This is a genomic window from Geobacillus sp. Sah69 (assembly GCF_001414205.1).
In the GTDB taxonomy this organism is placed as follows: Bacteria; Bacillota; Bacilli; order Bacillales; family Anoxybacillaceae; genus Geobacillus; species Geobacillus stearothermophilus.
Map to the genome: position 1 here is coordinate 1 of NZ_LLKS01000008.1, position 11,429 is coordinate 11,429.

Consider the following 11,429-nt stretch of genomic DNA (forward strand, 5'->3'; position numbering starts at 1 on the left):
GGCCATCGCTCAACGGATAAAAGCTACCCCGGGGATAACAGGCTGATCTCCCCCAAGAGTCCACATCGACGGGGAGGTTTGGCACCTCGATGTCGGCTCATCGCATCCTGGGGCTGTAGTCGGTCCCAAGGGTTGGGCTGTTCGCCCATTAAAGCGGTACGCGAGCTGGGTTCAGAACGTCGTGAGACAGTTCGGTCCCTATCCGTCGCGGGCGCAGGAAATTTGAGAGGAGCTGTCCTTAGTACGAGAGGACCGGGATGGACGCACCGCTGGTGTACCAGTTGTCCCGCCAGGGGCACCGCTGGGTAGCTATGTGCGGACGGGATAAGCGCTGAAAGCATCTAAGCGTGAAGCCCCCCTCAAGATGAGATTTCCCACCGCGTCAGGCGGGTAAGATCCCTCGAAGATGACGAGGTCGATAGGTCCGAGGTGGAAGCGTGGCGACACGTGGAGCTGACGGATACTAATCGATCGAGGGCTTAACCTAACAAGAAAAGTGGAGGCCGCCTGCTTATCGGCGAGGCGCGCTGGAGGGCCTGCGAGCGGGCTTAGCCCGCCGCAGCAGGACCGAAGCGTCGCGAGCCGATGGCGGCCGGAACTAGACAGTGAAAAGCGCAGGCGAGCGGCGGCGAGCCGGAGCTAGACAATGAAAAGTGAAAGCGTCCCGGCTTCTTCCCGAAACGGTTATCTAGTTTTGAAGGAATGACTTTCCTTCTTGACAACATTTATTTTTTAAGTATAATAAATGATGTCGAAACTGAATCGCTTGCCTAGTGGTGATAGCGGAGGGGAAACACCCGTTCCCATCCCGAACACGGAAGTTAAGCCCTCCAGCGCCGATGGTAGTTGGGGCCAGCGCCCCTGCAAGAGTAGGTCGCTGCTAGGCAATTTCGTGGAGGATTAGCTCAGCTGGGAGAGCACTTGCCTTACAAGCAAGGGGTCGGCGGTTCGATCCCGTCATCCTCCACCACTTACACCAATTGTGTATTCTTATCGCCGTAGGGTGGAGCAACAAGCCTTTGCTTCCTCGAAACCGCTTCGAGTTGCCCCGACGCATCTGGCTTCCTCGAATCAGTTAGTAGAGGAAGGGGCAACGAAAAATTTACTCAGAACATGATCGAAACTGAATCATTTCCTATCGCCGCGGGGTGGAGCAGTCCGGTAGCTCGTCGGGCTCATAACCCGAAGGTCGCAGGTTCAAATCCTGCCCCCGCAACCAAAATTGGTCCCGTAGTGTAGTGGTTAACATGCCTGCCTGTCACGCAGGAGATCGCGGGTTCGAGTCCCGTCGGGACCGCCATTCTTTCAAAATTGTGAAAGATGAAAAATACGGCTCAGCAGCTCATTCGGTAGAGACGAGCATCTGCTTCATCGAATTCGCTTCGAGTTGCCTCAACGCATCGAGCGTCTTTGAATCAGCTGGTAGAGGAAGAGGCACAGAGCAATTCAACGAGCGAGTTAAAAAATAATATATGGCTCGGTAGCTCAGTCGGTAGAGCAAAGGACTGAAAATCCTTGTGTCGGCGGTTCGATTCCGTCCCGAGCCACCATCAAACTATAAATTATACCGGCTTAGCTCAATTGGTAGAGACGAGCATTCGCATCGTTGAATCTGCTGCGAGTTGTCCCGACGCATCCTACTTCTTTGAATAAGCTTGCAGAGGAAGGGACACCTAGCATTTGACTTCCTTGAATCAGCTTGTAGAGGAAGAGGCACAACCGAGCAGATCATATGAGCCAGTAACTCATGTTAAATGTGCCGGCTTAGCTCAATTGGTAGAGCAACTGACTTGTAATCAGTAGGTTGCGGGTTCAAGTCCTGCAGCCGGCATCTTCCATTTTGAAAAAATTCAACTAGCGAAACATGAGCTCAGAAACGAGCGATACATCTTCGAGTTGGCTTCGAGTTGCCTTCGAGTTGCCCCGACGCACTTGACTTCTTCGAATAAGCTTGTAGAGAAAGGGGCAGGTAGAGTGAAATGAAGCTTAGAGTGTTATCTTAACCATGAGCCATTAGCTCAGTAGGTAGAGCAACGAGCGATGCATCATCGAGTTGGCTTCGAGTTGTCCCGACGCATCTTGCATCTTCGAATATGCTAGTAGAGGAAGGGACATCGTTCACTGTGAGTGTATACCCAACCATGAGCCATTAGCTCAGTAGGTAGAGCATCTGACTTTTAATCAGAGGGTCGGAGGTTCGAGTCCTCCATGGCTCATCGTCTTGCGGAAGTAGTTCAGCGGTAGAACACCACCTTGCCAAGGTGGGGGTCGCGGGTTCGAGCCCCGTCTTCCGCTCCACTTCCGCCGGGGTGGCGGAATTGGCAGACGCACAGGACTTAAAATCCTGGGGTAGGTGACTACCGTGCCGGTTCGAGTCCGGCCCTCGGCACGTGCGCTCGTAGCTCAATTGGATAGAGCATCTGACTACGGATCAGAAGGTTAGGGGTTCGAATCCTCTCGAGCGCGTTTTGTCGGGAAGTAGCTCAGCTTGGTAGAGCACACGGTTCGGGTCCGTGAGGTCGCAGGTTCAAATCCTGTCTTCCCGATTTATCATGGGGCCTTAGCTCAGCTGGGAGAGCGCCTGCTTTGCAAGCAGGAGGTCATCGGTTCGATCCCGATAGGCTCCACCTTTTGACTTAAATTTGGCGGTGTAGCTCAGCTGGCTAGAGCGTACGGTTCATACCCGTGAGGTCGGGGGTTCGATCCCCTCCACCGCCACCATTATCGGACCTTTAGCTCAGCTGGTTAGAGCAGACGGCTCATAACCGTCCGGTCGTAGGTTCGAGTCCTACAAGGTCCACCATTATTATTATTGTTGCTTTTTTGGAGGAGTACCCAAGTGGTTGAAGGGGTCGGTCTTGAAAACCGAGAGGCGCCGCAAGGCGCGCGGGGGTTCGAATCCCTCCTCCTCCGCCATGCACTTTAAAATCGTGCCGGCTTAGCTCAATTGGTAGAGACGAGCATTCGCATCGTTGAATCTGCTTCGAGTTGTCCCGACGCATCCCACTTCTTTGAATAAGCTTGCAGAGGAAGGGACACCTAGCATTTGACTTCCTCGAATCAGCTTGTAGAGGAAGAGGCACAACCGAGCAGATCATATGAGCCAGTAACTCATGTTAAATGTGCCGGCTTAGCTCAATTGGTAGAGCAACTGACTTGTAATCAGTAGGTTGCGGGTTCAAGTCCTGCAGCCGGCACCAGAACGAGGCGACTATGGCGAAGTGGTTAACGCACCAGATTGTGGCTCTGGCATGCGTGGGTTCGATTCCCACTAGTCGCCCTTTTCATTATATTATATTCTATATTTGCGGGTGTAGTTTAGTGGTAAAACCTCAGCCACGAGCATCTGCATCATCGAATTAGCTTCGAGTTGCCCCGACGCATCTGGCTTCTATGAATCAGCTGGTAGAGGAAGGGGCATGGAAATAGCGTGGCGGATGTTAAGCCAAATATTATGCGGGTGTAGTTTAGTGGTAAAACCTCAGCCTTCCAAGCTGATGTCGTGGGTTCGATTCCCATCACCCGCTTTTGATGGGCCTATAGCTCAGCTGGTCAGAGCGCACGCCTGATAAGCGTGAGGTCGGTGGTTCAAGTCCACTTAGGCCCATTATTTTCCATTGAATATTTTTGGGTCATTCGCTATAATAATGGGCGAACAATGCCCCATTGTTCCACAGCAAAATCGGAGCGACGAGCTTCACATCTTCGAATTTGCTGCGAGTTGCCTCGACGCATCTCGCTTCCTAGAATTAGCGCTGGCAGAGGAAGGGACAGGGCAAGTATTGGGCTAGCTTTCTTACTCATCATTCCGCAATAGCTCAGCGGTAGAGCAACCGGCTGTTAACCGGTAGGTCGTAGGTTCGAATCCTACTTGCGGAGCCATTTCTTTGGAGAAGTACCCAAGTGGCTGAAGGGGACGGTTTGCTAAACCGTTAGGTCGCAGTTTTGCGGCGCGCGGGTTCAAATCCCGCCTTCTCCGCCATAATGGCCCGTTGGTCAAGTGGTTAAGACACCGCCCTTTCACGGCGGTAACACGGGTTCGAATCCCGTACGGGTCACTGGTTGCTGGCACCAGAGATTCTGGTGCCCTTTTGTACAATTTCTTTTGTCGATTTTTGCGTTTTTTCTTGCGATGCGTGTGGAAGTCTGTTATAATATCTCTCGTTAGCTTTAAAATTACGTTATGATTGTTGGGGACAACGCAGTGTTTCGTTTCGTTAAAGAACGAGGCATTGCGTTTTTTTATTTACCACCCTAAACCGAGAAGACCCTCACTTCCACGCGTGAGCGTAGGGAGAGAGTTCAGGTAGGGAGGGAGTCCCCCGTTTCCAACGGCAGGAAAGTGGGGGGAGAAGATCAAACGAACAATTGGGCGTCGGCTTCGCCGCCATGAATTTGCACAAACATCGTTTGGATGGCTTGAAGATGGCGCTTGGCGGTTTCTTCTGGCGTTGATGGGAGAAAGTAAACGATTTGCAAAGCGTTTTTCGTTTCTCTCGTCACGGCGGTCCGCTCCGAATCGACGATCGGACTGCCAAACGGCCCTCGTTCATCTTTGCTGACGAGTTTGTTGGCAAAGTTGACTGTGCGGCCGTTTAACGCGATGTATTCATCTTTTTCCGTGCCGATCGTGAGCGTCACTGTCCCGTTGATGCGGTCTAGATCATAGATGCCGAGCGGAATTTTATAATAGAGTGAAAAAAAGTTGTTTATGTCTGCCGCTGAATGGATAGGCGGAATGAAGCTTTTTTTCTGGATGCGTCGGTACAGGCTTTCACTTGACGGTCGATAGCGGCTTGGGTCCGTTCCGATTTGTTTGAAAGTACGGCGCCATTCGACCATTTCAGGAATGTCGGCAATCGACTTTTCCTGCAGCTCGATGTAAAGAGATTCTTGAAACAGCTCAAGCCGCCCCCTTAACATTTGCGGTGAATCGCTGACCTCGATATGATAATAGCGGATGACGCCGAATTTACCAGAAGGAAGGCGTTGCTTTAGTTGTTCTGATATCACGCATTTCATCTTGATCACCTCGGATTTCATTTTACCATATATGACGAAAGGAGGGAAAACGATGGATGTTATGGCATTAAAGCAGGAAGTCATTGAGTACAGTCGGTCAATCGGCATTGATAAAATCGGATTTGCGAGCGCTGATCCGTTTGTGGAATTAAAGGAACGGCTGCGCCGCCAGCAGGAGCTCGGCTATCAGTCCGGTTTTGAGGAACCAGATATTGAGAAACGGACGAATCCTTCATTGCTTCTTCCGGAAGCAAAATCGATTATTGCCATTGCTCTTGCCTATCCGTCTAAAATGAAAAATGCGCCGCGGGGGACAAAGACGGAACGGCGCGGCGTTTTTTGCCGCGCTTCATGGGGAAAGGACTACCACAATGTGTTGCGGGAACGTTTGCAGCAGCTCGAGGAGTTTTTGCTGGCCAAAGTGCCCCATGCCCGCGTTCGCTCGATGGTGGATACCGGAGAGCTCGCCGATCGGGCGGTGGCGGAACGGGCAGGGATCGGTTGGAGTGGCAAAAACTGCTCTATTATTACACCAGAGTTTGGATCGTATGTGTATTTGGGAGAAATGATTACGAATATTCCATTTCCCCCTGATGAACCGGTTGAAAACCGATGCGGCACGTGCACGAAATGCATTGATGCCTGCCCGACTGGGGCGCTTGTGCAAGGGGGACAACTGAACGCACAGCGGTGCCTTTCCTTTTTAACACAAACGAAAGGCTTTTTGGCCGACGAGTTTCGAGAGAAAATCGGGAATCGGCTGTATGGCTGCGATACATGCCAGCAAGTCTGCCCGGAAAATAAGGGAAAAGACTTTCATTTGCATCCGGAATTCGAGCCGGATCCGGAAGCGGTAAAGCCGAAACTCATCCCGCTGCTTCAGATGAGCAACCGTGAATTTCAAGAAACATTTGGGGCCATGGCGGGTTCATGGCGTGGGAAAAAGCCGATTCAGCGCAATGCCATTCTGGCGCTTGCCCATTACAAAGACCAAACCGCGGTGCCGCATTTGCTGCGTTTGTTGAAAGAGGATAGCCGTCCCGTCATCCGCGGGACGGCGGCGTGGGCGCTCGGGAAAATCGGGGATCCAAGCGCTAAGCCTTATTTGGAGGCCGCGCGGCAAATGGAGGCGGATGCCGATGTGATCGCTGAGATTGAAAAAGGACTAAAACTGTTGGCTGAGGCAAAGGAATAGGGAAAAAAACGCAGCTTCCCCACATAAGGTAGTAACAAAAACGAAAGTGGTGGAAAGCAGCATGAAAAAACAGTTGCGCGCGTGGTTGGATGAGCGAGCCCGCTCGTTTGTGTCGGAAAGCAATATCCGAAGCGAAGAGGCGGCAAGAAAGCAACAGCTTTGCCAAAAGCGCGGTGCGGAGATCGTTCGTTGCACGATCCGGGGGCAAATTGTCGGCAGGCAGACCATTGAGCGGGAAGCGAAAGTGATGTATATTGCCCACCATCAATTTTTAATTAAGCAAAGGGGTTCACTATATATAGAAGAACAGGTTGAGGAGCGATGCGCCTGTTTTGTTGGCGGTGAGCTTGTTGCTGATGAACCGATCAACCGATTGGGGGGGGATATGGAGGAGCCGCGCGTCGAACGAGAGCAATGGACGGGAGATCGTCTTTCTTACCAGTATGACCGCGCCCGGGCGGTGCGGTATGCGGAAACGTGGTGGAATCGGCATAACCCGGTGTTTCCGTCGTTTCCGGTGGATTGCACGAATTTTGTTTCCCAATGCTTGTATGCGGGCGGGGCACCGATGACGGGCTATCCGAACCGGGCGAGGGGATGGTGGTGTCAAAACGGAAGTTGGAGTTACAGCTGGGCTGTCGCTCATTCCTTTCGTTGGTATTTGAGCGGGTCGCGCATTGGCTTGCAGGCGGTGGAAGTGGCGGAGCCGGAGCAATTGATGGCAGGCGATGTCATCTGTTATGATTTTCAAGGGGACGGACGCTTCGACCACTCAACGATTGTGGTGGCGAAAGATCAGAACGGGATGCCGCTTGTGAACGCCCATACGACAAACAGCCGAATGCGCTATTGGTCGTATGAAGATTCAAGCGCCTATACGCCGAACATTCGCTATAAGTTTTTTCACATCATCGATCGCAAATAAACGTTGCTGAGGTGAAGGAAATGCCGCTTCATGTAGTGCTATACCAGCCAGAAATTCCAGCCAATACTGGAAACATCGCTCGTACGTGCGCAGCAACCGATACGTCGCTCCATTTGATCCGCCCGCTCGGTTTTTCTACGGATGATAAAATGTTAAAGCGCGCCGGGCTTGATTATTGGCCGTATGTCAATATTTCGTATTATGACTCGCTTGATGAACTATTCGCCCGCTTTCCGGAAGGGGAGTTTTATTTCATTACGAAATTCGGGCGCCGGTATTATGATTCGTTTGATTTCAGCGATACAGAAAAACATATTTTCTTTGTGTTCGGCCGTGAAACGACCGGACTGCCGAAGGAGCTGCTTGAGGCCAATATGGACCGTTGCCTTCGCATCCCGATGAATGACAAAGTACGCTCGTTAAACTTGTCGAACACGGCTGCCATTTTAGTGTACGAAGCGTTGCGCCAACAACGGTTTTATGGGTTGTCATAAACAAAAAAAACGACCTTCGCTCTGGAGGTCGTTTTTTTGGTCTTATTGTCTGACGTCTGGTTTGTCTTCATAGCCAGCGGTGAAAATGGCCGTCAAAAACGCAATGATAACCCCTAGCACAAGCAACGTGCGCATCGTTTGTTCCTCCTTCATAATGAAAGTGGCAGGCGTTTCCCTCTTTATTATAGCGAATATGGCTAAGCATGTGAATGACCGCAGTTGGTTGTTAGGAGACAAAATTTTTTGCGGCGAATGATACGGGACATCCTCGCATAAATTGTAATAATCTTGCTGTTAGACATCCAAGGGTGAGGAGGTCCTTTATGGATATTTTGCAAAAAATCGCCCGGTATCGGGAAGAGGAAGAAAAGTTGAAATGGGAAGGAACGTTTGCCGAGTATTTAAAGATTTTAAAAGAAAAGCCGTGGGTGGCCCAGTCGGCTCATTCGCGTGTTTATAATATGATCAAAGATGCTGGGGTCGAAGAGGTGAATGGGCGGAAACGATATAAGTTTTTCAGCCAGCACCTGTTCGGGCTTGAGGAGGCGCTTGAGCGGCTCGTTGAGGAATATTTCCACCCGGCGGCGAAGCGGCTTGATGTGCGGAAACGGATTTTGCTGCTGATGGGGCCGGTCGGCGGCGGGAAATCGACGTTGGTAACGCTCCTGAAGCGCGGGCTTGAGGAGTACTCCAAAACGGAGCGCGGAGCCGTTTATGCGATTAAAGGGTGCCCGATGCATGAAGACCCGCTTCACCTCATTCCTCACCATTTGCGCGACGATTTTTACCGCGAATACGGCATTCGCATCGAAGGCGAGCTGTCGCCGCTCAATATGATGCGGCTTGAGAAAGAGTACGGCGGACGCATTGAAGACGTGCTAGTGGAGCGCATTTTCTTCTCGGAAAACCGCCGCGTCGGCATCGGGACGTTCAGTCCGTCTGATCCAAAATCGCAAGACATCGCCGATTTAACGGGAAGCATCGATTTTTCAACGATCGCGGAATACGGCTCCGAGTCCGACCCGCGCGCGTACCGGTTTGACGGCGAGCTGAACAAAGCCAACCGCGGGATTATGGAATTTCAAGAGATGTTAAAGTGCGATGAAAAATTTCTTTGGCATTTGCTGTCGCTGACGCAAGAAGGCAATTTCAAGGCTGGGCGGTTTGCTTTAATCAGCGCCGACGAATTGATTATCGCTCATACGAACGAAACGGAATATCGGTCGTTCATCGCCAACAAAAAGAACGAGGCGCTCCATTCGCGCATCATCGTCATGCCGATTCCATACAACTTGCGCGTCTCGGAAGAAGAGCGCATTTACGAAAAAATGATCCGCGAAAGCGATGTCGCCGACGTGCATATCGCCCCGCATACATTGCGGATTGCGGCCATGTTTACGATTTTGACTCGGCTGAAAGAGTCGAAGCGGCCGGATGTGGATTTATTGAAGAAAATGCGCTTGTATGATGGCGAAATGATCGAAGGATTCAGCGAGGTCGATGTGGAGGAGCTGAAAAAGGAGCATCCGGACGAGGGGATGAGCGGCATCGACCCACGCTATGTCATCAACCGCATTTCTGCCTGCATCATTCGCAAAGGAGTGCTGTCGATCAATGCGCTTGACGTGCTTCGTTCGTTGAAAGAAGGGTTGGATCAGCATCCGTCGATCACGAAGGAAGACCGCGAGCGGTATTTGAATTTCATTTCGCTCGTGCGCAAGGAGTATGATGAAATCGCCAAACAAGAAGTGCAAAAGGCGTTCGTCTATTCGTATGAAGAGTCAGCGAAAACGTTGATGGATAACTATTTGGACAACGTCGAGGCGTACTGCAACAAGACGAAACTGCGCGATCCGCTTACGGGTGAGGAAATGAATCCGGATGAAAAGCTGATGCGCTCGATCGAGGAACAAATCGGCATTTCCGAAAATGCGAAAAAAGCGTTTCGCGAAGAAATTTTAATTCGCATTTCGGCATATGCACGAAAAGGACAGCGGTTTGATTATAATTCACATGAACGGTTGCGGGAAGCGATCCAGAAGAAATTGTTTGCGGATTTAAAGGACATTGTCAAAATTACAACGTCGACGAAAACACCGGATGAGCAGCAGTTGAAAAAAATTAACGAAGTCGTCGCCCGCCTCATTGATGAATACGGGTACAACTCCACGTCAGCCAATGAATTGCTCCGTTATGTCGGCAGCTTGTTGAACCGCTAGGCATGCCTAGAGCGCCGGGGCATGCTTTTTTGCATCGATAATCGGGCTTGTCCGTCCGTTGTTCGCTTTTCTATTTTCGGCATTCATCTGTCAATTATTTTGAATTTTTGCATAGGATAAAATAAACAACTTGGCATAGTGATGGTCCGTTTTGATGACGCCAACATAAGTATATGCGGGAAAGTGAAAAGTGTGAGAACCATTTTAACAAAGGAGCCTTGATAGATCAACATTTCTAGAGGGAGGGGAAAATATGAAAGGGAATTTCGTTGTATCGAAAGAAGACTGGTCCCTCCACCGCAAAGGATATGACGATCAAAAGCGGCATCAAGAAAAGGTAAAGGAAGCGATCAAAAACAATTTGCCGGATTTGATTACGGAAGAAAGCATCATTATGTCCAACGGACGCGATGTAATTAAGATTCCGATTCGCTCGCTGGATGAATATAAAATTCGCTACAATTATGAGAAAAACAAACACGTCGGCCAAGGAAACGGAGACAGCCAAGTCGGCGATGTCGTGGCCCGAGACGGAAGCGGGGAGGGGCAAGGGCCAGGAAAAGGCCAAGGTGCTGGCGATTTGCCGGGCCAAGATTATTACGAAGCTGAAGTGTCACTGATGGAGATTGAGGAAGCGTTCTTTAGCCAATTGGAGCTGCCCAACTTGCAACGAAAAGAGCTGGATCAAAATGTAACCCAACATATCGAATTTAACGACATCCGCCGCACCGGGCTGATGGGGAATATCGATAAGAAGCGGACGATGCTCGCTGCCTTCAAGCGCAATGCCATGAACGGCAAACCAGGCTTTTATCCGATTTACCGTGAAGATTTGAAGTTTAAAACGTGGAATGAAGTCGTCAAGCCGGAATCGAAGGCCGTTGTCTTGGCCATGATGGACACAAGCGGCTCGATGGGCATGTGGGAAAAATATATGGCACGCAGCTTTTTCTTCTGGATGACCCGCTTTTTGCGCACGAAATACGAAACGGTGGACATCGCCTTTATCGCCCATCATACGGAAGCGAAAGTTGTCAGCGAGGATGAATTTTTCACGAAAGGGGAAAGCGGCGGGACGATTTGCTCATCCGCCTACCGCAAGGCGCTGGAACTGATCGAAACGAAGTATTCTCCGTCGCGCTACAACATTTATCCGTTCCACTTCTCCGACGGCGACAACTTGACATCGGACAATGCCCGCTGTGTGAAGCTTGTTCAAGAGCTGATGAAAGTGTCGAACATGTTTGGGTATGGAGAAGTCAACCAGTACAACCGCCMYTCYACMCTCATGYSGGCRTAYSGCAAYATKAARSAYGARAARTTCMGSTAYTATATTTTRAAGCAAAARTCMGATGTGTTCCASGCRWTGAAAAYWTTTTTCCGCAAAGAAGAGARCAAGSAGSYCGTYTGACCCTCTRGCAKCYKARAWMMKRGGRTWWWKCTKWWTGGWAARSGAGGGCAATCGCCCTCCCTAAAATAAGTTATTGCTTTTGCAGCGTCGCCGCCATGGCRAGCACGGCGMSAAGCACGTCTTCATTKCGTGGAGCGTCATCKGTCAATAGCATTGGCGCTGG

The 11,429-nt window shown here is 50.7% G+C and carries 6 protein-coding genes, 21 tRNA genes and 2 rRNA genes; 28 read left to right on the forward strand and 1 reads right to left on the reverse strand.

Annotation, left to right across the window (positions count from 1 at the left end; translation table 11 throughout):
- The 23 genes from AP057_RS00885 to AP057_RS00995 all read left to right on the forward strand — a co-directional run.
- Positions 1–487: ribosomal RNA gene (locus tag AP057_RS00885) — 23S ribosomal RNA — on the forward strand; the annotation flags it as partial.
- Positions 488–769: 282 nt separating this feature from the next.
- A 5S ribosomal RNA gene (gene rrf / locus AP057_RS00890) occupies positions 770–886 on the forward strand.
- An 8-nt stretch (positions 887–894) separates the two neighbouring features.
- Positions 895–970 (forward strand) — tRNA-Val (locus AP057_RS00895).
- A 172-nt stretch (positions 971–1,142) separates the two neighbouring features.
- Positions 1,143–1,219, forward strand: a tRNA-Met gene (locus tag AP057_RS00900).
- 5 nt (positions 1,220–1,224) lie between these two features.
- A tRNA-Asp gene (locus AP057_RS00905) sits at positions 1,225–1,300 on the forward strand.
- Positions 1,301–1,474: 174 nt separating this feature from the next.
- Positions 1,475–1,550 (forward strand) — tRNA-Phe (locus AP057_RS00910).
- Between the two features lie 208 nt (positions 1,551–1,758).
- Positions 1,759–1,831: transfer RNA gene (locus tag AP057_RS00915), tRNA-Thr, on the forward strand.
- Positions 1,832–2,143: 312 nt separating this feature from the next.
- Positions 2,144–2,216 (forward strand) — tRNA-Lys (locus AP057_RS00920).
- A 7-nt stretch (positions 2,217–2,223) separates the two neighbouring features.
- Positions 2,224–2,298: transfer RNA gene (locus tag AP057_RS00925), tRNA-Gly, on the forward strand.
- A gap of 5 nt (positions 2,299–2,303) precedes the next feature.
- Positions 2,304–2,389 (forward strand) — tRNA-Leu (locus AP057_RS00930).
- A gap of 3 nt (positions 2,390–2,392) precedes the next feature.
- Positions 2,393–2,466, forward strand: a tRNA-Arg gene (locus AP057_RS00935).
- Positions 2,467–2,472: 6 nt separating this feature from the next.
- Positions 2,473–2,546 (forward strand) — tRNA-Pro (locus AP057_RS00940).
- Positions 2,547–2,554: 8 nt separating this feature from the next.
- Positions 2,555–2,627 (forward strand) — tRNA-Ala (locus tag AP057_RS00945).
- 17 nt (positions 2,628–2,644) lie between these two features.
- Positions 2,645–2,721: transfer RNA gene (locus tag AP057_RS00950), tRNA-Met, on the forward strand.
- Positions 2,722–2,726: 5 nt separating this feature from the next.
- Positions 2,727–2,803, forward strand: a tRNA-Ile gene (locus tag AP057_RS00955).
- 22 nt (positions 2,804–2,825) lie between these two features.
- Positions 2,826–2,916 (forward strand) — tRNA-Ser (locus AP057_RS00960).
- A gap of 208 nt (positions 2,917–3,124) precedes the next feature.
- Positions 3,125–3,200, forward strand: a tRNA-Thr gene (locus AP057_RS00965).
- A gap of 7 nt (positions 3,201–3,207) precedes the next feature.
- A tRNA-His gene (locus AP057_RS00970) sits at positions 3,208–3,280 on the forward strand.
- A gap of 176 nt (positions 3,281–3,456) precedes the next feature.
- Positions 3,457–3,527 (forward strand) — tRNA-Gly (locus AP057_RS00975).
- 6 nt (positions 3,528–3,533) lie between these two features.
- Positions 3,534–3,607 (forward strand) — tRNA-Ile (locus AP057_RS00980).
- A 200-nt stretch (positions 3,608–3,807) separates the two neighbouring features.
- Positions 3,808–3,882, forward strand: a tRNA-Asn gene (locus AP057_RS00985).
- A 7-nt stretch (positions 3,883–3,889) separates the two neighbouring features.
- A tRNA-Ser gene (locus tag AP057_RS00990) sits at positions 3,890–3,982 on the forward strand.
- Between the two features lie 4 nt (positions 3,983–3,986).
- Positions 3,987–4,058: transfer RNA gene (locus AP057_RS00995), tRNA-Glu, on the forward strand.
- 298 nt (positions 4,059–4,356) lie between these two features.
- On the opposite strand, the gene AP057_RS01000 is transcribed toward AP057_RS00995, so the two are convergent.
- The gene (locus AP057_RS01000) at positions 4,357–5,022 is read right to left on the reverse strand and encodes a B3/4 domain-containing protein (protein ID WP_055357848.1); all 666 of its coding nucleotides are present in this window, start codon (positions 5,020–5,022) and stop codon (positions 4,357–4,359) included.
- Positions 5,023–5,074: 52 nt separating this feature from the next.
- On the opposite strand from AP057_RS01000, the gene queG reads away from it, so the two are divergent.
- From queG to yhbH, 5 genes are all read left to right on the forward strand, one after another.
- Positions 5,075–6,217, forward strand: coding sequence for a tRNA epoxyqueuosine(34) reductase QueG (gene queG / locus AP057_RS01005; protein ID WP_055357849.1), 1,143 nt, complete (start codon positions 5,075–5,077; stop codon positions 6,215–6,217).
- 61 nt (positions 6,218–6,278) lie between these two features.
- Positions 6,279–7,142 carry an amidase domain-containing protein gene (locus AP057_RS01010; RefSeq protein ID WP_055357850.1) on the forward strand — a complete coding sequence of 288 codons (864 nt, stop codon included), beginning with the start codon at positions 6,279–6,281 and terminating at the stop codon, positions 7,140–7,142.
- Between the two features lie 20 nt (positions 7,143–7,162).
- Positions 7,163–7,636 carry a tRNA (uridine(34)/cytosine(34)/5-carboxymethylaminomethyluridine(34)-2'-O)-methyltransferase TrmL gene (trmL, locus tag AP057_RS01015; protein ID WP_011229988.1) on the forward strand — a complete coding sequence of 158 codons (474 nt, stop codon included), beginning with the start codon at positions 7,163–7,165 and terminating at the stop codon, positions 7,634–7,636.
- A gap of 323 nt (positions 7,637–7,959) precedes the next feature.
- Positions 7,960–9,855, forward strand: a complete 1,896-nt coding sequence (locus AP057_RS01020; RefSeq protein WP_055357851.1) for a PrkA family serine protein kinase — start codon at positions 7,960–7,962, stop codon at positions 9,853–9,855.
- 253 nt (positions 9,856–10,108) lie between these two features.
- Positions 10,109–11,266, forward strand: a complete 1,158-nt coding sequence (gene yhbH / locus AP057_RS01025; protein ID WP_055357852.1) for a sporulation protein YhbH — start codon at positions 10,109–10,111, stop codon at positions 11,264–11,266.
- Positions 11,267–11,429: the final 163 nt, after the last annotated feature.

Coding starts and splice junctions, on each gene's coding strand:
- AP057_RS01000 (WP_055357848.1), bottom strand. CDS start 5,022: ATGAAATGCGTGATATCAGAACAACTAAAGCAACGCCTTCCTTCTGGT.
- queG (WP_055357849.1), top strand. CDS start 5,075: ATGGATGTTATGGCATTAAAGCAGGAAGTCATTGAGTACAGTCGGTCA.
- AP057_RS01010 (WP_055357850.1), top strand. CDS start 6,279: ATGAAAAAACAGTTGCGCGCGTGGTTGGATGAGCGAGCCCGCTCGTTT.
- trmL (WP_011229988.1), top strand. CDS start 7,163: ATGCCGCTTCATGTAGTGCTATACCAGCCAGAAATTCCAGCCAATACT.
- AP057_RS01020 (WP_055357851.1), top strand. CDS start 7,960: ATGGATATTTTGCAAAAAATCGCCCGGTATCGGGAAGAGGAAGAAAAG.